This window comes from Nostoc sp. (assembly GCF_036916735.1).
In the GTDB taxonomy this organism is placed as follows: domain Bacteria; phylum Cyanobacteriota; class Cyanobacteriia; order Cyanobacteriales; family Nostocaceae; genus Nostoc.
In genome coordinates this window covers 174115-195299 of record NZ_JBALFV010000001.1, presented here as the reverse complement: position 1 = coordinate 195299, position 21185 = coordinate 174115, and the positions used below count along the sequence as shown (strand labels likewise).

Genomic DNA, 21185 nt, shown 5'->3' with positions numbered 1-21185 from the left:
TGGATTCATCCGGTTCAAATACTCGTTAACGCAGTTCAAAGGTGGATTCATCCGGTTCAAATACTCGTTAACGCAGTTCAAAGGTGGATTCATCCGGTTCAAATACTCGTTAACGCAGTTCAAAGGTGGATTCATCCAGTTCAGATACTTGTTAACGGAGATCAAAGGTGGATAAACAGAATAGGGGCGTACATTTGTACGCCCCTACAGTTCGCCGATGAGTACTAAATTATCAAGAGACGGGAGTTTTAGCAGATTTGCCCTTACCAATAGCTTTAAAACGTTCGCCCAACTGTTCAGCAACAGTTTTTAAGCCTGGAGTCTTTCTCGATGCAGTCTTCACGTAATCATAAACAGTCAAACTGCTAGTCATCGCTTCACTACCGACTGCCATTAGCGTATCATCTACCTGTTCAGTGAGTTGCTGCATTGAGATTAAAAGTTCGGTAAGGACAGCAGCTAATTGATAATCTTGAACCAGTTCCTCAACGTCAAAAGTGGCTGGAAGGATTTCGCGGTTAGACTGAGCAGCAGTAATGCTATTGTTCACAAAGGCTAGGCTTTTATCGCCCATTTTTACTAACTTACGCCGTTCTTCAGTGCTGAGAGTAATCAGAAAGGGCAGTTTTTTTTGGACTGTCTGTAGGGCGGCTTTAATTTCTTGAATATCTTGTGGCGAAAGGGTGGCTGCAATATTTTGATAGGACATTGTATATTTACCTTGGGAGTTCTAACAGTGAAGTAGCAATAGTTGCTAACTATATAATTCCCACTTGCAAACGATATTACACATCTTCTTGTAGATTATACCCAGTTTTTCTTACCACTTTCTAGTTTTTCTCTTCCTTTTGACAGTTGAGGGTGCAAAATCAGTTATATATGATTATTTTCATGCCAATACAGCATAAATGCTTTTAACAGCCTGCTGTATCAAATGAGCTTTACTTGCACACTAATCGTGGAACAAATAAGGTATCAAAATATTTGGCATGACTTAAATTTCTAACAATCAAAGGAGACCTAAAATGATCGAAACTACATTGTTTACCACATTAAGCCCCAACGAAGAAGCCAATTTGTCTGGTGGTAATTCAGGTGGTGGTAAATCTAAATATGTGAAGATTAAAGCTGGTGCCGGCGGTGGTGCCGGGTCTGGTGGCACCGTTTTCGGTGATTCAGGTAGTGCAGTTGGTGGTGATGGTATCTACTCTAAGACTATCAAAAACTACTATGGCCATCACTAAGTTAGTGGAATATGCAGATATATGAAGTTTAGTAGATGGAAATTATTAAATGTAAAGACACGACAGCGAATCGTGTCTCTACAGGGATCAAGTGTGGCATTTTAAGTAATTTATCCTGTTTTTTGAACAAGTTAAGTTACTTTAGCGCCAGTCTTAACTACTAATGGACTTAATTACACGAGCCATTAGTTGTTTCTTAACTTCCACTTATCCTAACAAAGGTTTCTTAATAACCACCTACTCTTCTTCAAGAAACTTAAAAAAGTCTATTGACCGTTGTCCACTAGCAACCGTCAATAGATTTTTCTAGAGTTTTTCCCTCAAAATACAGTTTAGTTAAGAATAGTTGTTTTAGCGCCGATGCTGAGGGATATTGACCAGATGTAATTAAAGCTTGTCGTTCTACAAGCCTTTCATCGCCGTTAAAATATAGGATAGGTGCGGTAACTTCACAGAAGTCTGTCTGATGCACAATTACAGCCTCATCAAGTCGAAAATGCTCACCCCAAAAGTCTCTACGTGAGTTAAAAAACCGCACAAATTCGCCAGTTTGCCAATCAACAAAGTTTGGGGGTTTAAATCCCCTGTTTCTATAGGCAGAACGTTTTGATGCCTAAATCTAAATCTTCGTCACAAAACGTAATTGCGAATTGCGAATTGGTTTAATTGACCCTAAATCCGTCCCTTTTTGCAGGTTACAGAAGATACAGGCATAACATAGATTATCTGCTGTTGTAGCGCCGCCGTGTTTGACGCTGATTATATGGTCAACTTGATAACCTGACGATCTATCTACTTCAGAGACGAGACAGTACTCGCAAATATGCTCGGCGCGATCGCCAACTAAACGCCGCAATTCTGCATTAATATATGGACGAGACACTTTAAATACTTACTTTGCGCTGATATACTGACGAGCTTTTGCTTTTGCTAGTAGCATAATATGCTCTAGCGTGAGGAAATGATCTAACTCTCGCTGATCACTTCCTGTAAGACCTTCAGTTTTTGCGCGGTAAACAAGATCCTCCAAACGGTCTTTGGCTGCATCCGAGAGTTTGAAATCGATAACGCTTTGGGGAGTGGTTCCAGCAGCAATAAACTCTATAATTTCGTCGTAGATTTTGGTTGTATTTACAGATATGTTCATAAGCTACCCCTTTAATTCCTAAATTTTATGCAACTTCCAAAGATTTTCCTAGCGTTTTAGGCTCTGGTAAAGTTTGACCATCTGCCAAAGATGATTCAATCAGCATTTCTAAAACTTCTTGAGCATTTTTAAAAGCTTCTTCATAAGTCTCTCCGTGAGTGTGACAAAATTCTCCCCATTCAGGAAGACTGACAACAAAACACTCATCTTCATCAGACCACTGAATAATTATTGTGTAGCGAGAATTCATTCTTTTTCTTCCTCTTGAGCATTTTTAATTTCTTCTAACCTTTGAAGTGCATTATTAACGTCTTTTTCTTGGTAGGCTTTAGCATCACTTCCGTCTTTACCTGATATAGTAACTCTCCCAGGTAAAAGATGATGATACCAATTAGTATGGCTACCTTTACCACTACGGGAGGAAAACCCTGCTTGCAGCAATAAGCTTTTGAGTTCTCTGATTTTCTTGGGCATAGCCTCATTGCATTTTTATTCTTAACTTTGAGAATCTTGCTTGCTTTGATTTGCTTGCTCAATGCGTTGCCTAATTGCTTCTTCTGCAATGCGAATATTTTCTTCTACTGGCGTACCATCTTCAGCTACCATTGGCCCATACCATGTTGCTTCTGAATCTGGAGTGCGGCGGCCATACAAAACACGCAAAGGCTCGACATCTTCCCGGTGTGCAAGTGCGTAAGCTATTAGTTCTTTGTTAGTCATTGCTTCAAAATTCGGTCGCATTTAAAAACCTCCAGTTTCCATTAGCGGGTACAATGATTTGGAGTTCTTCATTGACAAAAATAAATACAACTCCGGTTTGGTCGTCAAAGCGAAATAGCTCAATACTCCGATAGGTATTAGATAACATCTGGCAGACACGTAGACAGGCTATAGCTTGTGCGTATGTTGGGTAAATCGTCTGTTCCTCAATTGTGACATGGATAATAGTAAGCCTTTCTTTTGCGGTTTCTACTGTGAATAGTAAATCAGCTTACATTTACCCTTCCAACTGCTTTAACTTCTTCTGAGCAAATTCCCGCACTTGCTCATCTGGGTCATTCTCTGTGCGATCGCGCAACAGTGGTAAAGTCTGGGGATGCTGAGGAAATTGCTTGATAATTATCTCCAGTGCAATGCGCCGAGGGTTGGGGTTAAACCGGGAATTATAGCTATCTTTAAAGTGGTTATTGACAGCGCAGTGATAGTAAATTTCAAACAGTTCAGGCTGATATTTAAAGTATTTAGCTAATGCTTGGACTGCTGCACGTTGTACATAGTTGTTATCATGGGTAGCGTGTTCTTTGAGGATAGATTTGGTATCGGGGTCATCTTTGAAGTTATTGGCTAATTCTTCGACTGCTCTGAGCCGCACAACCCAGTTATCATCTTGGGTAGCGCGTTCTTTGAGGATGAATTTGGTATCGGGGTCATCTTTGAAGTTATTGGCTAATTCTCGGACTGCTGCACTTCGCACAACCTGATCATCATCATGGATAGCGCGTTCTTTAAGCCAGGCTTTGGTGTCGGGGTCATCTTTGAAGTTATTGGCTAATTCTCGGACTGCTGCATTTTGCACAAGCTGATCATAATCATGGGTAGCGCGTTCTTTGAGGATGGGTTTCGTGTCAGGGTCATCTTTGAAGTTATTGGCTAATTCTTTGATTGCTGCACGTCGTACATCGCTGTCATTATCCTTGGTGGCATATTCTTTGAGCCAAGTTTTGATCTTGGGGTCATCTTTGAAGTTATTGGCTAATTTTTTGACTGCTACGCTTCGCACATAGCCATTATCATCCTTGGTAGCGCGTTCTTGAAGCCAGGTTTTAGTGTCAGGGTCATCTTTGAAGTTATTGGCTAATTTTTCGACTGCTACACTTCGCACTTCGCTCTCATTATCCTGGGTAGCGCGTTCTTTGAGGATGGATTTGGTGTCAGGGTCATCTTTGAAGTTATTGGCTAATTCTTCGACCGTTATACTTCGTACAACCCAGTTATCATCTTTGGTAGCACGTTCTTTGAGGATGAATTTGGTATCGAGGTCATCTTTGAAGTTCTGGGCTAATTCTTGGACTGCTGTACTTCGGACATCTTCGTTATCATCTTTGGTAACGCGTTCTTTGAGGATAAATTTGGTATCGGCGTCAGCCTTGAAATTCTGGGCTAATTCTTGGACTGCTGTACTTCGCACATCTTCGTTATCATCCTGGGTAGCACGTTGTTTGAGCCAGGTTTTGGTGTCGGGGTCATCTTTGAAGTTCTGGGCTAATTCTTTGACTGCTGCACGTCGGACATATTTATTATCATCTTTGGTAGCGTGTTCTTTAAGCCAGGTTTTGGTGTCGGGAGATTCTTGCCAGGTCATTGCAATTGCTGTGACTGCTTGAGTGCGAATTTTTTTAACTAGCTGAGTTTCTTCTCCATATCGCTGGGGGTCGTAATAGTACCAGAGGTCATATTTAGTTAAGGCTTTTAGCTTGTCAAGTAATTTAGTAGCTGTAGACGCGATCGCCGAGCGATTTCTCACCTCTCCAAGACACTTAGCCGCTAAAAAGAGGTTGATGAACTTTTCCTCTTCGCCATCTTGCGCCATTAAATAATCAAGAATCTCCCCAACAAATCTTGGCTCAATCATTCCGGCAATTAGCAGCAAGACTTCATGCCAACTTTCATCTTGCCAGTGTTTGCCAAAAACTTCATTCTTAAGTTCCTCAATAGTCAGCGTTTGCGTTTCTTTAAACTGCCAGACAAACTCCCAAGCACAGAAATATTCTAAAAATGTCCGATGCACAAAGGCATAATAATCCGCACCCAAGAAACATAACATAAAGTTGCGAGTCCGCAGTTGATTAATCATCACCCGCGCAGCTTCTCTAGGTTTATCAAATTCTATGGTTTTCAGATAATCAGTCAGAACTTTGACTAAATCATTTTCATTAATCAAGTTACCCGCCAAACCTTTATCACCAGTTTGCATAAGATAAGCAACCTGACGCAGCATCGCTTGCTTATCTTTATAATCAATAGTCTTGGGGTCTAACCTCTTATCTTCTGTCAAAGCGCGTTCCACATCCCATTGATGTAGCAGTACCCGCGATGCTTGATTATAAAGCTCGGCTCTATCTCTTGGTAGCTCTTGATTACGATTAAGAATTGCCATCATCGTCAACAGCAAAGGATTTCCCGCCAATTCTGTAATAGATTTGGAAGCTGCAATTCCTCTTTGTAGCCGTTCCCGTTTTCTCACTTTATCAACTGCATCAGTAAAAGTTAACTCATGCCAACGGTAGATAAAATCCTGAATTTGTTCTGAGTCTAAATCTTGTAAGATAAAGTGGCGAAACTCAGCATTAAGCAATCGTTGCGGTTTATAGCCAATAATCCGAGAAGTGACAATTACCTGCACATCAGGATAGTCATTAGTAAAGCGATGAATATCAGTAATTACATCCTCTCGCTTACCAGGGTCAAATACCTCATCCAAACCATCAAACATTACTAAGGCATTACCAGCCTTTAATTGTTTATCTAGTTCAAGCTGATTGAGATGATGAATTGCACCACTACATTGATGGAAGAATTCGAGAAAATTATTGCACTCTTTATCTTCCCGTCGCCGCATATAAGTGCGTAATTCAATTAGCAAGGGAATTGGTAATGAGATAACATTATCTAGTGGAGACTCAGCCCAATTCAAAGCCAGAAATTGCAACAATGTAGACTTCCCGGAACCAGGATCGCCCAAAATTACAAGATTTTTATAATCTTGCTTTTTATTAATAACATCTAAGACTGAACGGATCGGCTGTTCAAAATAAACCCGTTTGTGGCGTTCTAATTCTTCTAATTCAACTGCTTCTACTTGGTCACTTTCTCGCAGCCGTCTAAGATGTTCTTTAGGCAGTTCGTGAACTTGGGGTAAAACTTGATGAGTTTCACGGACATTTTGAGCAGTAAAAATCCGCCATAATTTCAGTTCGTTATAGGCATAGCCGCTAGTATCTAAGCTATCTAACTTGAGATTGCCATAGCGCTCATGGATTCCTTCTTGATATTTAACTAAATTAAAATCTACAATAACACCAGCAATTTCTTTTGTATTGATTTCAATATCAGATAACTTTTGTAATTCTAGGATATGGTGTAAATCTTTTGAATCTAAAAGAAGTTCTTGGACTTGTGTAAAATACTGTTCTGTAAATAATTGCCAGTTAAACTTAGCTGGCAGAGGTTTTAATTGCAGCCTATTCCAACTATCTTCTAGGCTTTTAGCGTCTAGAGATTCACAATTAATATCAAAAGCCTTCCCGAAAATTTCTGCAACCGACTTATCGCTAATAAATTTATTGATATCTTTGGTGTACTCTTTAATCTCAGTTTCAGGAAGTTTGCAACGAACCTTTAACTGCTGCTGCATGAGTTGCAAAAATTCCTTTAACGCTTTACCAGCAGCAATTTCTATGTCTTCCTTCTTAAGTTTCTGGAAAATCTTGCCAGGGATGCCTTTTAATAAATCTTTAGCCCAATCTTTAGCAGCATCCTTGGCTAACTCTTCCAAAATGGGTTTAAAAATCAACCCGGCGGCCTGAGTTACACCCCAAATAGCTAACCAGTCCAACATAATACTCGCTTCTGTTGAGATTTTGATTACGAGTATATCCATTAGCTAGAGTAATGTTTTCAGATTTCAGAGTTATTGAAGAAATATCACAAAGCAAAACCCGATGGCTAGAAGTCGCGGCTATAGGAACAAAACCTACCTTTGCAGGTTAGAAATGCTGAATTTTTCATGAGTTGTTGGGTTTTGTGTAGCGCGGCTTTAATTTCTTGGATATCTTCTGGTGAAAGGGCGGCTGCCATATTTTGATGGGCAATTGTATATTTACCTTGGTAGTTCTAATGATAAAGTAGCAAGAATTGCTAAGTATAGAATTCACACTGGTGAATGCAATGTCAACGACGAGCTACGCCTACGCACATTTTATTGTAATTTTTAGTTTAGTAAAGTGTATTAGCGCAGCATCACGCACTGGAAATATTTATCACTTGAGAGTGATGTCAAAGACGGGCTACGCCTACGCATATTTTGTTGTAATTTTCAAGATGTAGGCTGGAATCTAACTTGCTTCAGCTATATTTAGACTTTCAACTTATTGAATAAGTCGGAGATATAAGTTATTCTCCGCTCAGTAGCGTAACACTAGCTACAACTGATAGGAGTAAATAAATATATCTTACGAAGTGTTTTCAAAAACTTGTATCCTTGAGTAAGCTTTGTTCTGAACTCTCGAAAAAAATGATCAGTCGAGAGTTAGTGTGTAACATAAATTACTCTAATCCTAGAAGGAAGTTCAAAATGGATGTGTATCCTCTAAACTCAACACAGATGCTCGGACGCATATTATCTGCATCCCTAGTTAGTTTAATTCCCTCAGTTACTTGTTTAATGTCCTTACAGGTTTTTCCCACCGCAGCGTTCGGCCAACCTCCAGCTGCGTCTGTTGAAACCAAAGTGAAAGTGCCTAGTGCAATGATTTCTAAGCCCTTTAATACTAGCCGTTACTTGAAAGTTCCGCCTAACTTCTCCATCTCTGTTTATGCTCGCATTACAAATGCTCGTTTTATGGCAGTTGCTCCCAATGGGGATCTTCTAGTATCACAGCCCAGTTCAAATAAAGTATTAATTGTCCGGCCGAATGGCAGCAAAGACCCAATTATTTCTGACTTCGTGACGGGTCTACGCAAACCACACGACATTGTGTTTCATAAAATTGACAACACCACATACATTTATATCTCTGAGACTAATCAAATTAATCGCTTCACCTACAACACTGGAGACCTAATCGCAAAAAATCGTCAAATCGTTGTAACTGGCTTACCAGACAGCAGCACACCGGAACTCGGAGGCGTTTATGGTCACGAACTAAAGAATATCGCACTCGATGCCAACCACAAACTGTACGTGTCGATTGCCTCTACATGCAATGCCTGCAAGGAAGATACTGTCAGTACCCCAAAACGCGGTGCGATTTACCAGTACAACGCAGATGGAACCAATCAACGGCTTTTTGCCCAAGGTTTACGTAATGCCGAAGGATTAGCATTCTTACCTGGCACAAATGACCTTTGGGTAGTTGTTAATAATCGAGATCAGATCGCCTATCCCTTCAACGATAGTAGTGGCAATTACGGTAAGGTTATTCCCTCTTACGTAGACAACCACCCTCCAGACGAGTTCACGAAAGTCAGAGATGGGGGTAACTATGGTTGGCCATTCTGCAACCCCAATCCTGACACGTCAACTGGCTTCAACAATATGCCATTTGACCGCGACTATCAGTTCAATGCTAATGGAAGTGTTAATTGCAATGCAATGGACAGAATTAACAAGGGTATTCAAGCCCATTCTGCTCCCTTAGGACTAACATTCTTACAAAATACCAACTTTCCCAGCCTGTACTCAAGTGGGGTAGTGGCAGCGTTGCATGGTTCATGGAATCGGCAGAAGAAAACGGGTTCTAGAATAGCTTACTTTCCTTGGAACAGTACGACAAAGACTCTAGGGGAGGAGATGGATTTAGTCAGCGGTTGGGTAGTTCCAACAACGCAAGAAGTCTGGGGCAAACCGGTGGATATGGTAGTCGATCTACAAGGTAATTTGTTAATTTCTGATGACTCCAGTGGTACTATCTACAAGCTCTCCTACACGCCGCCAGCACAGGTTAAGGTCTACAGAGATGCTAATTTGACTGGAGTTTCCCAGTCTTTTCCTACAAGTCCAGGAGTATACAAAGCGAACAAAGGTGACTTAAATATTGTAGGGAATGACACTATTAGCTCATTAAGTGTACCACCGGGTACAGTGGTACGTGTCTGCCAAAATGAAACTGGTGGTCGATGCCGTGAGTTTAGTGCTGGTGATTATAAATATGTTGGAGCTGACTTAGATAACATAATATCGTTTATAGAAGTCAAGTAGCACTACTCACCAAATTTTAGATTTTAAATTTTGGATTTTGGATTGAATAATCTAAAATCCAAAATTTAAAACAGTCCCAGAGTAAGCGAATTTAAACGCAAGAAGAATTTATGATCCAAAATCAAAAATTAAATCACTTATGATGCTTTTAGCTTATTGTTCTTCAATCAATTAGAAACCGCGATGTCTACTACGGGCTGTGCGATCGCAATTTTCCCCACTGCACGCCCAGTTTCACTATAACTATGAGCTGCTGCTAGTTCTTGCAAGGGATATGTGCGATCAATTACCACACGAATTTTACCAGCTTCAATTAATTCTTTGAGAAAAAGCAAGTCTTTAACGTTAGGTTTCTCAAAGAGAAATTTCGCTTTTTGACCGGGAAGCAACGCTGTTAAGACGCTCTCTAACAAGACTTCGGGGCTGGGTAGTGTGGTGATATAAATTCCATTGGGTTTGAGGACTTTTTTAGTTTGGGAGAGCGATCGCTTACCCACTGCATCAAAGATAATGTCATACTGGGCTGTATCTGCAAGAAAATCTTGTTGCGTATAATCAATCACACGGTCTGCTCCTAAAGATTTCACCAAATCCAAATTTTTAGTACTGCAAACTCCTGTCACCTGTGCGCCTAGAGCCTTGGCAATTTGGACTGCAAAAGTCCCTACACCACCCGCAGCACCATTAATTAAGACATTTTTTCCTATTTGAATATTTCCTTGATCTCGCAGCGCTTGCAGAGCTGTGAGTGCTGCTAAAGGCACAGCAGCAGCTTCTTCATCAGATAAATTCGTTGGTTTAAGCACCGCCAAGTTTTCTGGAATGGCTGCAAACTCCGCGTAACCTCCTCCAGGGAAGCTAGTACTGCCATAGATAGCATCTCCTGCTTTAAAGCGCGTAACTTGGGAGCCAACCTGTACAACTTCTCCCGCCACATCAAACCCCAGAATCTTTGGGAATTTGCTGCCAGTAATTAAGCTCAACATCCCTTTGCGAATTTTCCAATCAATGGGATTAACGCTACTAGCACGAACTTTCACAAGTAACTGCGTTGGATCAATTTTCGGCTGCTCTACATCTTCATACTGCAAAACTTCAGCCGCGCCATACCGACGGATAACCACTGCTTTCATCGCATTCCTCCTGCTACCCTGTTTGACTTACACAACTCCGACAGCCTGTTTTTCGTTATGAATATAGTGTAGCGATGTCTACGCATATGCATGGCATTTAATGAATATGCTAGGTGCAGTTAGAGATTCCCTAAAATAGAAATATCACTCTAAAACTACACCTATATGCTAGCTAGAGGCCTTTATCACAGCAATGTAAAAAATGCTTTGATTAAAGAAAAATGGACAATTACTCATGAGCCACTGACTTTGAAGTTTGGTAAAAAAGATTTGTATGTTGATTTAGGTGCTAGACAACTGTTGGCAGCGCAAAAAGCAGAATCTAAAATTGCAGTTTAAATTAAAAGTTTTAGCGGGAGATCGGATGTTTATGATTTAGAAAAAGCATTGATTCAGTATATTTTATATCAGGATATATTGATTGAATTGGAGCCTGAACGAGTACTATATCTTGCAATACCTAACAGTATTTTTGATGATTTATTTGAAGAACCTATTGGCAAACTGTTACTGAAAAATCATCGTTTCAAGCTAATTACATTTGAGCCAAAACAGGAGGTTATTAAAAAATGGATTACACCAAGTTAGACGATTATCACCAGGTAATTGAAACTATCCTCAGTGAATATGCTTCACTACCCTATTCTTATGCCAATATTCAATCAGAAGTAGTATTTGATCGAAGCCGCGTTGGCGCAGCCTCTCTGAAAGAGACTCGCTACTTGTGGATGGATCTAGGTTGGGATGGCGAACGCCGCATTCATGGTTGTCTGGTTCATATTAACCTGATTGATGGCAAAATCTGGATTCAACGGGATGGCACTGAAGAAGGCATTGCCGCTGATTTAGAACGGGCTGGAATTCCCAAAGAACACATCGTCCTTGGCTTTCGTCCACCAGAGTTAAGACCTTATACTGGCTATGCAGTTGCTTAAAGTGCGTAGGCGCAGCCCCACTTCTCTACGAGACGCTCTTGCTAGCTTGCTTCCCCGTAGGAGTACGACAAGCTCAGTGACCATCTTAGACATCGCTCTTTAAAAGTTAACACGGAACATTCTCTTTATTGTTCAGTGTTAAATATAACACCTTCATACAGCAATTCAATTGGACACTCAAATTCAATGCTCGATAAAGTGACGATATCTCCAGCTGTATAGGGATAGTAAAGCCACATCCTACCCTCACCCCGACAATAACGTTCCACGGAGATTTGTTCCGAGTCAATCAAGATATATTCTTGCAAACTGGGGATTGTCAGATAATAAGTGAATTTTTCACCCCGATCTTTCGCGCTTGTACCTGGGGAAAGAACTTCCGCAATCAACTTCGGATGTTGAATAAAGTTGCGGGCATTCAGGTCTTCAGGGTCGCAACTGACAATAACATCAGGATAATAGTAGCGGCTCTGGGCAGTGAGTTGCATTTTCACATCTGACACATTCACTCGACAACCTTTGGAACGCAAATGAGGGTACAAAGCTCTGTAGAGATTTAGTGCAATGTCGTTATGGGGAATTGTACCGCCTGTCATCGCAAATACTTCGCCATTGGCATATTCATAGCGAACGTCCTGCTGAGGTTCCCATTCAAGATATTCCTCAACGGTCATTTTTGGCGGCTGTTGGGAAATGGCGATCATAACTTAAGATTTTTTCACGTTTGGTTTGATTGTAGCTAAATAGTATCAGCAACAAAGAGCGGTATCTGGAAAACCTCTCTCTTAGAAGAAGAAATATTTTAAATTTTTCTCCTTCCCGTGTTGGAAAGGAATTTTTTTGCTAAGGTTTGTAGTGAGCAATTCAAAAAATTCATTGCGATCGCTCAATCATGTTAGATTATAGTTTGTTGTTTCTCTCAAACACAAAATCTGAGAGTTTCCTACCCATCTCCTCATTGTGGGAATGAAAAAAAGCTATTAAAAGTTAAACTTTTTGAAAAATATGTGCAGCAACACATCTATTTCCAGTAGCTCATACAACTTACCATATAAGGCTTAAAGGCATAATTGAACATCATTTTCAAAGAAAAATTAAATAAATATGAAGTGCATTTTTACCCTGAAAAAAATGATATGTTAGATACAGAATTTAATTTCGCACGTTTCTGGAGTATAACGATATAGACTACTCCAGTTTTTCACCCTCAAACCCTTGGCATTTATTGCTTTTGACGGAATCAGAGGGCAATCTGAGTACACATCTAAATAACCCAAACCCAGTTTTTAGTTAGATAAAGTCCTTACTGGGGTTGGGTTGTGCCTGAGTACAAATAAATCCTGAACCCCTGTCTAGAAACACTAGAACCCCAACCAAAAAATACTAGAACCCTTACCCGAAAAAAACTTTTTTAATTCTTGTAATACTTGAAGAATTAGGGTTTTTATTATTTGAGTACAAGCGTAATAAATCCAATAAATTCTATCCTAGATAGACGCGCTGTCTGTCTAGGAGACGGCTGCTATAAATCTTATATCGCCAATTACTTAACGCTCCAAAACGAAGCTAAGAGTAAGTGGAGGGATGACATAGCACCATGCCTGAAGTGAATAGAAGTCGCGCCTTGGGGCACAAATTCTACCCAAGAACCGAACATTGACACACACCAGCCGAACATCAAAAGATTTCTTGCCTGCCTTACTTGAAAACAAGTCGCCTAAACCCAGGCGTTTGCAGGCAGTATGGAAGACGCGATTTCAATTCCTGGGCATAAAGAGTAGCAACAGCATCTCCCACAGTGGCAGCCAAGTCCACCGACCTTTTGCAAAATTCAATGACATCATCGTCTAAACGACTCCTCAACTCTCCCACCACGGAATCGCCAACCCAAGCAAAATCAGGTGGTTGCGGCTGCGACAGCACCAGCAACGCCACCGTAGAAAGGGACGAAAAGCTCCAAGAACGCATTGCGAAACATCCCTGCTACAGCGAAGACGCTCATCACCACTACGCCCGGATGCACGTTGCAGTTGCTCCCGCTTGCAACATTCAATGCAACTATTGCAACCGTAAATATGATTGCGCTAACGAAAGCCGTCCTGGAGTAGTTAGCGAATTGCTAACACCAGAACAAGCAGCACACAAAGCTTTGGTCATTGGCGGCAAGATTCCTCAAATGACAGTTGTGGGAATTGCCGGTCCTGGGGACCCATTGGCGAACCCAGAAAAGACTTTCCGCACATTTGAGTTGATTGCAGAACAAGCACCAGACATCAAACTATGCTTATCAACTAATGGTTTAATGCTGCCGGATTACATCGATCGCATTAAACAATTAAATATAGATCACGTTACGATCACCATTAACGCCGTAGATCCAGAGATCGCTGCTAAGATTTATCCTTGGGTTCACTATAAGCGCAAGCGTTACAGAGGTCTTGAAGGCGCAAAAATTCTTCACGAAAGACAGATGGAAGGATTGCAAGCCCTCAAAGATGCTGACATCTTGTGTAAAGTCAACTCCGTGATGATTCCTGGAATTAATGACCAGCACTTAATTGAAGTGAATCGAGTCATTCGGGAAAAAGGTGCATTCTTGCACAACATCATGCCATTGATTTCTGCACCAGAACATGGCACACACTTTGGTTTAACCGGTCAACGCGGCCCCACACCTAAAGAACTCAAAGAAGTTCAAGACAACTGCTCTGGTAACATGAAAATGATGCGTCACTGTCGCCAGTGCCGTGCCGATGCAGTCGGATTGTTGGGAGAAGACCGCAGCCAAGAATTTTCCAAAGAGAAATTCTTGGAAATGACTCCAGAATACGACATGGAGAAACGTCAAGAAGTTCACGAAGGTATTGAGAAGTTTAAAGAAGAACTTAAAGTAGCCAAAGATAAGGCGCAAGCCGGCAAGAAAATTGCCAACAGTCCGAAAATTCTCGTTGCAGTAGCAACAAAAGGCGGCGGATTGGTTAACCAACACTTCGGTCATGCGAAGGAATTCCAAATTTATGAAGTGGATGGCAACGAAGCTCGCTTTGTCGGTCATCGGAAAATTGACCAATACTGCCAAGGTGGATACGGCGAGGAAGCTTCTTTTGAGCATATAATGAAAGCGATCGCAGATTGCAAAGCAGTTTTAGTCTCCAAGATTGGTAACAGTCCTCAAGAGAAATTGCAAAAAGCTGGAATACAGAGTATTGAAGCTTACGACGTGATTGAGAAGGTTGCTTTGGAGTTTTACGAGCAATACGTTAAGGAATTAGGAAATTAGGGAGTAGGGACTGGGGGCTGGGAATTAAAGAAGAATTTTCCCAATACCCAGTACCCAATGCCCAATGCCCAATGCCCCTTACCCAAAAAAGGAGAATAATCATGGCTTACAAAATTATGACTAGCCAGTGTATTTCCTGCAATCTCTGTCTATCTGTATGTCCCACAAATGCAGTTAAAGTGATTGACGGACAGCACTGGATTGACCCTGAACTTTGTACAAACTGCGTTGGTAGCATTCATACTGTGCCTCAGTGTAAAGCTGGTTGTCCCACCTGCGACGGTTGCGTTAAGCAGCCTAGCGATTATTGGGAAGGCTGGTTTGCTAATTACAACCGCGTAGTTGCAAAATTAACAAATAAACAAGATTATTGGGATCGTTGGTTTGACCGTTATAGCCAGACATACTCACAACAGTTGCAAAAGCGTCAATCCCAATCAGTGGGAGCAAAGCCTAATTAAAGCTAAATGTTTAAAATGCAAAGGTTAAAGAGTAAGGGTTAAAAGCATTAATAATTATCCGCCTTTCCCTTACTTCCTCTTCCCCGTCCCCTTCCAAAATAACTATGCAAAATAACTGCATCTATCTCGATAATAATGCCACCACTAAGGTAGACCCAGAAGTTATAGAGGTAATGCTACCTTATCTGACAGACTATTACGGTAACCCCTCCAGTATGCATACCTTTGGTGGGCAAGTTGGTAAAGCAGTGAAAACAGCAAGAGCGCAACTTGCAGCCCTTTTGGGAGCCGATGAGTCAGAAATTGTCTACACCAGTTGTGGTACTGAGGGAGATAACGCAGCGATTCGAGCTGCACTGTTAGCGCAACCAGAAAAGCGGCACATCATTACCACCCAAGTCGAACATCCAGCAGTACTCAATGTCTGCAAACAATTAGAAACCCAAGGTTACACTGTTACCTATCTATCAGTAAATCATCAAGGGCAGCTGGATCTAGATGAACTAGAAGCTTCCTTGACGGGTAACACCGCCTTGGTGACAATTATGTATGCGAATAATGAAACCGGTACGGTTTTCCCAATTGAGCAAATTGGGTTGCGCGTAAAAGAATATGGCGCTATCTTCCATGTAGATGCGGTGCAAGCAGTGGGAAAAATTCCCTTAAATATGAAGACTAGTACCGTAGATATGTTAACTCTGTCTGGTCACAAGCTGCACGGCCCTAAAGGAATTGGTGCTTTATATATTCGGCGTGGGGTTCGGTTCCGTCCCTTCATTCTTGGGGGACACCAAGAACGCGGACGCAGAGCGGGAACAGAGAATGTTCCAGGAATTATCGCCTTGGGCAAAGCTGCCCAACTAGAACTGTTACACTTAGAAGAAGCGACCACAAGAGAAAGAAAACTGCGCGATCGCCTCGAACAAACTTTACTCGCTAAAATTCCTGATTGTGTAGTTAACGGTGACGTTACGCAGAGATTGCCAAACACCACAAATATCGGCTTCAAGTACATCGAAGGTGAAGCAATTCTACTGTTATTGAACAAATTCGGTATCTGTGCATCATCGGGTTCTGCTTGCACCTCCGGTTCTCTGGAACCCTCCCACGTCCTGCGGGCTATGGGCTTACCATATACAACTTTGCATGGTTCCATCCGTTTCAGCCTTTGTCGCTACACCACAGAAGCCGAAATCGATCAAGTGATAGAGGTAATGCCCAGTATTATAGAACGTTTACGCGCTCTATCACCCTTCAAAAATGATAATGCAGGTTGGTTGCAAGGACAAGAACAAGCACTCGCACATCGCTAGAGACTAGAGACTGGGGACTGGGGATTAAGTAAGAATTTTCCCAATATCCAATACCCAATCCCCAATACCCAATCCAAAATCCAAAATCTAAAATCTAAAATTCATTATGTGGGACTACACCGATAAAGTATTAGAACTGTTTTACGATCCCAAGAATCAGGGAGAAATTGAAGAAACCAGCGAAGCTGGAGTTAAGGTTGCAACGGGCGAAATCGGTAGCATTGCTTGCGGTGATGCTCTGAGATTGCACCTGAAAGTAGAAGTAGAATCTGATAAGATTCTAGATGCTCGCTTTCAAACCTTCGGCTGTACTAGTGCGATCGCATCTTCTAGTGCATTAACCGAAATGGTCAAAGGTTTAACCTTAGATGAAGCCCTAAAAGTGTCCAATAAAGACATTGCAGATTACCTTGGTGGTTTGCCAGAAGCAAAGATGCATTGCTCTGTCATGGGACAAGAAGCGCTAGAAGCCGCTATCTATAATTATCGGGGCATTCCTCTAGCTACCCACGATGATGACGATGAAGGCGCGTTAGTTTGCAGTTGTTTTGGGATCAGCGAGTCCAGAATTCGCCGCGTGGTTCTAGAAAATAATCTCACTGGTGCTGAACAAGTAACAAATTATGTGAAAGCTGGTGGTGGATGCGGTTCCTGTTTGGCAAACATTGATGATATAATTAAATCAGTTCAACAGGAATACGCCTCACCTGCTCTCAACAATTATGGCGTACAAGTTGCCACAGAAATTGTTACGTCCAAAGAGCGATCGCTAACCAACGTCCAAAAGATTGCTCTAATTCAAAAGGTTCTCGATGAAGAAGTTAGACCCGTACTTATCGCTGACGGGGGAGATGTAGAACTCTATGATGTGGAAGGCGATCGCGTTAAAGTTTTATTGCAAGGTGCTTGCGGTTCCTGTTCTAGTAGTACAGCAACCCTAAAAATTGCGATCGAAGCCAGATTACAAGATCGTGTCAGCAAGAGCCTTGTAGTCGAAGCAGTTTAGGAATTGCTGTAGGACTTAACGTACTCTACAAATACGCCTTAATAATGCATTCAGCCAGGAACAGAAAGTAGGATTTGAATTGAATCATTGTCTCCACTCAATGCTTCATACCAATTCGTTAAAAGAAAGATACAGATTAAAATCAAACTTTCTTAATTACGAATTACGTAGACACCCAAAGGATTGCTCCCCCGAAGGTATTACGAATTACGAATTGGTATCAGTCCTACCACTATTACGGCTAACAGCATATAGGCCAAGAGATTAAGTGCCTAAAAAGCAAATTTCATCATCTAACTCGCTTCAAAGGAACAGAATATGAGTACATTGTACGACAAGCTTGGCGGACAACCAGCTATTGAACAAATAGTAGATGAACTCCACAAACGCATTGCCACAGACAGCCTTCTCAATCCCATTTTTGCTGGTACAGATATGGCGAAGCAACGTAATCATCTAGTTGCTTTCTTATCTCAAATATTTGAAGGGCCAAAGCAATACGCCGGTCGTCCAATGGACAAAACCCACGCAGGATTGAATTTACAGCAACAACACTTCGATGAGATCGCAAAACTCTTGGGTGAATCAATGGCTGTGCGTGGAGAGTCGCCAGAAGACACCAAAGCTGCACTAGAGCGCATCTCAAATTTCAAGGGCGCTATTTTGAACAAGTAATAGGACTTATTGCATTGATTGTTGACAAATAACAACATCAATTCCTATTTAGTCTTTCCAGTTGAAACACATTATGACGTATTTGTAAATTGCGTAATTTTCTTTGTTCTTTGTCAAAACAAATGACAAAGAACAAAGGACAAAAAGAAAAGAAATTTAACCAGGAAATATATGTACTTGCTTTCAATCATTTTAGCTGTGGAGCGATCGCCTCCGGCGGGCACTCTGTGCCAACGCCACCGGTGACGTTCTACATCCCCTCACTGCTGTAGCTCAACAAGCGTGAGTAGCCCAAAGACAAACGAAAAAGACCAACCAACCAATTGTAGGAAAACACGAATCATGACTGACGAAAACATTAGACAGATAGCTTTCTACGGTAAGGGCGGTATCGGTAAATCTACCACCTCTCAAAACACCTTGGCAGCTATGGCAGAAATGGGCCAACGCATTCTTATCGTTGGTTGCGACCCTAAAGCTGACTCCACCCGTTTGATGCTGCACAGCAAAGCTCAAACAACCGTTCTTCACCTCGCAGCAGAACGTGGTGCAGTAGAAGATATCGAACTTGAAGAAGTGATGCTGAAGGGTTTCCGTGACGTTAAGTGTGTAGAATCTGGTGGTCCAGAACCCGGTGTAGGTTGTGCAGGTCGTGGTATTATCACCGCCATCAACTTCTTGGAAGAAAACGGTGCTTACCAAGACCTAGACTTCGTATCTTACGACGTATTGGGTGACGTTGTTTGCGGTGGTTTTGCTATGCCTATCCGTGAAGGTAAAGCACAAGAAATCTACATCGTGACATCTGGTGAAATGATGGCGATGTACGCTGCTAACAACATCGCTCGTGGTGTTCTTAAGTATGCTCACACAGGTGGCGTGCGTTTGGGTGGTTTGATTTGTAACAGCCGTAAAACTGACCGGGAACACGAACTGATCGAAACCTTGGCAAAACGGTTGAACACCCAAATGATTCACTTCGTACCCCGTGACAACATTGTTCAACACGCAGAATTACGCCGGATGACTGTTAACGAGTACGCACCAGAAAGCAACCAAGCTAACGAATATCGGACATTGGCTACCAAGATCATCAACAACAAAAACCTCGCTATTCCTACACCTATTGAAATGGAAGAACTAGAAGACTTGTTGATTGAATTCGGTATTCTCGAGAGCGAGGAAAATGCTGCCAAGTTGGTAGGTAAGACTGCTGCTGAAGCTCCTGTAGCATAAGTCACCGCTAAGAAATAATGCTTTAGTACAAGGAAAAAGGAAGAGTTTCATATCTTCCCTTTTACCTTTTACCTTTCCCTTACATCCCCCCTAAACTTAGAGGGGACTCCTAGTCCCCCTTATACCCCTATCCTTAAGAGTCACAGAAGCTAAATATGACACCTCCAGAAAATCAAAACATCATCCAAGAAAGAAAAGAGCTAATTAAAGAAGTTCTCAGTGCTTACCCAGAAAAAGCCGCTAAAAAGCGGGAAAAGCACTTAGGCGTATACGAAGAAGGTAAGTCTGATTGCGGCGTTAAGTCTAACATCAAATCTCTTCCTGGGGTCATGACCGCTCGTGGTTGTGCTTACGCTGGTTCTAAAGGTGTGGTTTGGGGTCCAATTAAGGACATGATCCACATTAGCCACGGCCCTGTAGGTTGCGGTTACTGGTCTTGGTCTGGTCGTCGTAACTACTACATCGGCACCACAGGTGTTGACACCTTTGGTACCATGCACTTTACCTCTGACTTCCAAGAAAGAGATATCGTTTTCGGTGGTGACAAGAAACTTGTCAAGCTGATCGAAGAACTTGATGTACTTTTCCCCCTCAACCGTGGTGTTTCCATTCAATCTGAATGTCCCATTGGTCTAATTGGGGATGACATCGAAGCTGTTGCTCGCAAGACATCGAAAACAATTGGTAAGCCAGTTGTACCTGTGCGTTGCGAAGGCTTCCGGGGTGTTTCCCAATCTTTGGGACACCACATTGCTAACGACATGGTTCGTGACTGGGTGTTTACCAGAGCAGACCAAGCTAAGAAAGACGGTACACTTCAGTTTGAAAGTACCCCTTATGATGTAGCAATTATTGGTGACTATAACATCGGTGGTGATGCTTGGGCGAGCCGCATCCTGTTAGAAGAACTCGGCTTGCGCGTAGTCGCTCAGTGGTCAGGTGATGGCACCATCAACGAAATGTTGATGACCCCCAATGTGAAGATGAACCTCATCCACTGTTATCGGTCGATGAACTACATCAGCCGTCACATGGAAGAAGCTTATGGTATACCCTGGTTGGAATACAATTTCTTCGGCCCCACCAAGATTGCTGAATCTTTACGGGAAATCGCTTCCAAGTTTGACGAGACAATCCAAGCAAACGCTGAGAAGGTCATTGCCAAGTATCAGCCCACAATGGATGTGATTCTTGAGAAGTATCGCCCTCGTTTGGAAGGTAAGACTGTTGCCATCATGGTTGGTGGTCTACGTCCTCGCCACGTTGTCCCAGCTTTCCAAGACTTGGGCATGAAGATGATTGGTACAGGTTATGAGTTCGCTCATAATGACGATTACAAACGTACCACTCACTACATCGAAAATGGCACCATTGTTTATGACGACGTTACCGCTTACGAATTCGAGGAATTTATCAAAGCGTTGAAGCCTGACCTCGTAGCTTCTGGTGTGAAAGAGAAGTATGTCTTCCAAAAGATGGGTCTACCTTTCCGTCAAATGCACTCTTGGGATTACTCCGAACCTAGCGATCGCTCCTCAACATCATATAATGCAAGGTTTTTTAGCTGTGGGAGAAAAAAGCAGCCCATTTGTAGCCTAAATGCGAGTTGCAAGGTTATCTAAGAACAATCTGTTTTGATGCTTCAGATAGTATAACTCTTATAGAATCTGGTTTTTAGATTTTGCTTGCATTTTACTCAAAGAAAAACTGTAAAATAAAAAACTATTTTTAATGACGATTTTTAGATTAAATGGTGCGATCGGCTTTGCTTGACAA

21 protein-coding genes and 2 pseudogenes are annotated in these 21185 nt (G+C 41.9%); 12 read left to right on the top strand and 11 right to left on the bottom strand.

The genetic code is table 11. The features are described from left to right. Positions 1-232: 232 nt before the first annotated feature. Entirely contained in the window at positions 233-709 is a 477-nt protein-coding gene (locus tag V7L20_RS00980; protein WP_334742260.1) for a hypothetical protein, read from the bottom strand. 316 nt (positions 710-1025) lie between these two features. Between V7L20_RS00980 and V7L20_RS00975 the strand changes: the two genes are divergently transcribed. After that, positions 1026-1244 carry a hypothetical protein gene (locus V7L20_RS00975; protein WP_334742259.1) on the top strand — a complete coding sequence of 73 codons (219 nt, stop codon included), beginning with the start codon at positions 1026-1028 and terminating at the stop codon, positions 1242-1244. A gap of 283 nt (positions 1245-1527) precedes the next feature. Here V7L20_RS00975 and V7L20_RS00970 read toward each other — a convergent pair whose 3' ends face one another. The 8 genes and pseudogenes from V7L20_RS00970 to V7L20_RS00940 form a co-directional block, all read right to left on the bottom strand. Then, complete coding sequence (locus V7L20_RS00970; protein ID WP_334742258.1) at positions 1528-1782, bottom strand: hypothetical protein; 255 nt, start codon at positions 1780-1782, stop codon at positions 1528-1530. A 126-nt stretch (positions 1783-1908) separates the two neighbouring features. Beyond that, positions 1909-2127, bottom strand: a pseudogene (locus V7L20_RS00965) (HNH endonuclease); the annotation flags it as partial. Between the two features lie 9 nt (positions 2128-2136). Then, positions 2137-2391, bottom strand: coding sequence for a hypothetical protein (locus V7L20_RS00960; protein WP_334742256.1), 255 nt, complete (start codon positions 2389-2391; stop codon positions 2137-2139). Between the two features lie 25 nt (positions 2392-2416). After that, a complete protein-coding gene (locus V7L20_RS00955) occupies positions 2417-2641 on the bottom strand; it encodes a type II toxin-antitoxin system HicB family antitoxin (RefSeq protein ID WP_334742255.1) in 225 nt (74 codons plus the stop codon). Then, positions 2638-2865 (bottom strand): type II toxin-antitoxin system HicA family toxin, encoded by a 228-nt coding sequence (locus tag V7L20_RS00950; protein ID WP_334742254.1) that lies wholly within the window; start codon positions 2863-2865, stop codon positions 2638-2640. The genes V7L20_RS00955 and V7L20_RS00950 overlap by 4 nt, the downstream gene beginning before the upstream one ends. A gap of 21 nt (positions 2866-2886) precedes the next feature. Next, positions 2887-3132: a DUF6887 family protein gene (locus V7L20_RS00945; protein WP_334742253.1), complete on the bottom strand. Its 246-nt coding sequence runs from the start codon at positions 3130-3132 to the stop codon at positions 2887-2889. Continuing rightward, positions 3116-3307, bottom strand: a complete 192-nt coding sequence (locus V7L20_RS32460; protein WP_442942359.1) for a DUF6888 family protein — start codon at positions 3305-3307, stop codon at positions 3116-3118. Before V7L20_RS32460 ends, V7L20_RS00945 begins: the two co-directional genes overlap by 17 nt. Positions 3308-3388: 81 nt before the next feature. Then, positions 3389-7009, bottom strand: a complete 3621-nt coding sequence (locus V7L20_RS00940) for a HEAT repeat domain-containing protein (protein ID WP_334742252.1) — start codon at positions 7007-7009, stop codon at positions 3389-3391. Positions 7010-7744: 735 nt separating this feature from the next. Between V7L20_RS00940 and V7L20_RS00935 the strand changes: the two genes are divergently transcribed. Then, entirely contained in the window at positions 7745-9370 is a 1626-nt protein-coding gene (locus V7L20_RS00935) for a PQQ-dependent sugar dehydrogenase (protein ID WP_334742251.1), read from the top strand. Between the two features lie 167 nt (positions 9371-9537). Here the strand turns inward: V7L20_RS00935 and V7L20_RS00930 are convergent, their stop codons facing one another. Beyond that, positions 9538-10503 carry an NAD(P)-dependent alcohol dehydrogenase gene (locus tag V7L20_RS00930; RefSeq protein WP_334742250.1) on the bottom strand — a complete coding sequence of 322 codons (966 nt, stop codon included), beginning with the start codon at positions 10501-10503 and terminating at the stop codon, positions 9538-9540. Positions 10504-10668: 165 nt separating this feature from the next. Here V7L20_RS00930 and V7L20_RS00925 point away from each other — a divergent pair. Next, a pseudogene (locus V7L20_RS00925) lies at positions 10669-11091 on the top strand (element excision factor XisH family protein). Further along, a complete protein-coding gene (locus V7L20_RS00920) occupies positions 11073-11438 on the top strand; it encodes a XisI protein (RefSeq protein ID WP_334742249.1) in 366 nt (121 codons plus the stop codon). The pseudogene V7L20_RS00925 and the gene V7L20_RS00920 overlap by 19 nt, the downstream one beginning before the upstream one ends. A gap of 125 nt (positions 11439-11563) precedes the next feature. Here the strand turns inward: V7L20_RS00920 and V7L20_RS00915 are convergent, their stop codons facing one another. Beyond that, positions 11564-12142, bottom strand: coding sequence for a Uma2 family endonuclease (locus tag V7L20_RS00915; RefSeq protein WP_334742248.1), 579 nt, complete (start codon positions 12140-12142; stop codon positions 11564-11566). 1130 nt (positions 12143-13272) lie between these two features. Here V7L20_RS00915 and nifB point away from each other — a divergent pair. The 8 genes from nifB to nifD all read left to right on the top strand — a co-directional run bounded on the left by nifB (position 13273) and on the right by nifD (position 21031). Further along, on the top strand, positions 13273-14718 hold the full coding sequence (gene nifB / locus V7L20_RS00910; RefSeq protein WP_334742247.1) for a nitrogenase cofactor biosynthesis protein NifB: 1446 nt from the start codon (positions 13273-13275) through the stop codon (positions 14716-14718). Positions 14719-14819: 101 nt separating this feature from the next. After that, positions 14820-15179, top strand: coding sequence for a 4Fe-4S binding protein (locus tag V7L20_RS00905; protein WP_334742246.1), 360 nt, complete (start codon positions 14820-14822; stop codon positions 15177-15179). A gap of 104 nt (positions 15180-15283) precedes the next feature. Beyond that, positions 15284-16492 (top strand): cysteine desulfurase NifS, encoded by a 1209-nt coding sequence (nifS, locus tag V7L20_RS00900; protein ID WP_334742245.1) that lies wholly within the window; start codon positions 15284-15286, stop codon positions 16490-16492. 106 nt (positions 16493-16598) lie between these two features. Continuing rightward, a complete protein-coding gene (gene nifU / locus V7L20_RS00895) occupies positions 16599-17498 on the top strand; it encodes a Fe-S cluster assembly protein NifU (RefSeq protein ID WP_334742244.1) in 900 nt (299 codons plus the stop codon). Positions 17499-17816: 318 nt separating this feature from the next. Beyond that, positions 17817-18173: a globin domain-containing protein gene (locus V7L20_RS00890; protein ID WP_334742243.1), complete on the top strand. Its 357-nt coding sequence runs from the start codon at positions 17817-17819 to the stop codon at positions 18171-18173. A gap of 122 nt (positions 18174-18295) precedes the next feature. Continuing rightward, on the top strand, positions 18296-18445 hold the full coding sequence (locus V7L20_RS00885; RefSeq protein ID WP_334742242.1) for a hypothetical protein: 150 nt from the start codon (positions 18296-18298) through the stop codon (positions 18443-18445). 70 nt (positions 18446-18515) lie between these two features. After that, positions 18516-19409: a nitrogenase iron protein gene (gene nifH, locus V7L20_RS00880; RefSeq protein ID WP_334742241.1), complete on the top strand. Its 894-nt coding sequence runs from the start codon at positions 18516-18518 to the stop codon at positions 19407-19409. A gap of 155 nt (positions 19410-19564) precedes the next feature. Continuing rightward, entirely contained in the window at positions 19565-21031 is a 1467-nt protein-coding gene (nifD, locus tag V7L20_RS00875) for a nitrogenase molybdenum-iron protein alpha chain (RefSeq protein ID WP_334742240.1), read from the top strand. Positions 21032-21185: the final 154 nt, after the last annotated feature.

What these genes read in the sequence shown, in the direction of transcription:
- V7L20_RS00960 (WP_334742256.1), bottom strand. Translation starts at nt 2,391, where the DNA reads ATGAACATATCTGTAAATACAACCAAAATCTACGACGAAATTATAGAG.
- V7L20_RS00940 (WP_334742252.1), bottom strand. Translation starts at nt 7,009, where the DNA reads ATGTTGGACTGGTTAGCTATTTGGGGTGTAACTCAGGCCGCCGGGTTG.
- V7L20_RS00980 (WP_334742260.1), bottom strand. Translation starts at nt 709, where the DNA reads ATGTCCTATCAAAATATTGCAGCCACCCTTTCGCCACAAGATATTCAA.
- V7L20_RS00930 (WP_334742250.1), bottom strand. Translation starts at nt 10,503, where the DNA reads ATGAAAGCAGTGGTTATCCGTCGGTATGGCGCGGCTGAAGTTTTGCAG.
- nifD (WP_334742240.1), top strand. Translation starts at nt 19,565, where the DNA reads ATGACACCTCCAGAAAATCAAAACATCATCCAAGAAAGAAAAGAGCTA.
- V7L20_RS00920 (WP_334742249.1), top strand. Translation starts at nt 11,073, where the DNA reads ATGGATTACACCAAGTTAGACGATTATCACCAGGTAATTGAAACTATC.
- V7L20_RS00935 (WP_334742251.1), top strand. Translation starts at nt 7,745, where the DNA reads ATGGATGTGTATCCTCTAAACTCAACACAGATGCTCGGACGCATATTA.
- V7L20_RS00890 (WP_334742243.1), top strand. Translation starts at nt 17,817, where the DNA reads ATGAGTACATTGTACGACAAGCTTGGCGGACAACCAGCTATTGAACAA.
- V7L20_RS00975 (WP_334742259.1), top strand. Translation starts at nt 1,026, where the DNA reads ATGATCGAAACTACATTGTTTACCACATTAAGCCCCAACGAAGAAGCC.
- nifB (WP_334742247.1), top strand. Translation starts at nt 13,273, where the DNA reads ATGACATCATCGTCTAAACGACTCCTCAACTCTCCCACCACGGAATCG.
- nifH (WP_334742241.1), top strand. Translation starts at nt 18,516, where the DNA reads ATGACTGACGAAAACATTAGACAGATAGCTTTCTACGGTAAGGGCGGT.
- V7L20_RS00950 (WP_334742254.1), bottom strand. Translation starts at nt 2,865, where the DNA reads ATGCCCAAGAAAATCAGAGAACTCAAAAGCTTATTGCTGCAAGCAGGG.
- V7L20_RS00955 (WP_334742255.1), bottom strand. Translation starts at nt 2,641, where the DNA reads ATGAATTCTCGCTACACAATAATTATTCAGTGGTCTGATGAAGATGAG.
- V7L20_RS00945 (WP_334742253.1), bottom strand. Translation starts at nt 3,132, where the DNA reads ATGCGACCGAATTTTGAAGCAATGACTAACAAAGAACTAATAGCTTAC.
- V7L20_RS00885 (WP_334742242.1), top strand. Translation starts at nt 18,296, where the DNA reads ATGACAAAGAACAAAGGACAAAAAGAAAAGAAATTTAACCAGGAAATA.
- V7L20_RS00915 (WP_334742248.1), bottom strand. Translation starts at nt 12,142, where the DNA reads ATGATCGCCATTTCCCAACAGCCGCCAAAAATGACCGTTGAGGAATAT.
- nifS (WP_334742245.1), top strand. Translation starts at nt 15,284, where the DNA reads ATGCAAAATAACTGCATCTATCTCGATAATAATGCCACCACTAAGGTA.
- nifU (WP_334742244.1), top strand. Translation starts at nt 16,599, where the DNA reads ATGTGGGACTACACCGATAAAGTATTAGAACTGTTTTACGATCCCAAG.
- V7L20_RS00905 (WP_334742246.1), top strand. Translation starts at nt 14,820, where the DNA reads ATGGCTTACAAAATTATGACTAGCCAGTGTATTTCCTGCAATCTCTGT.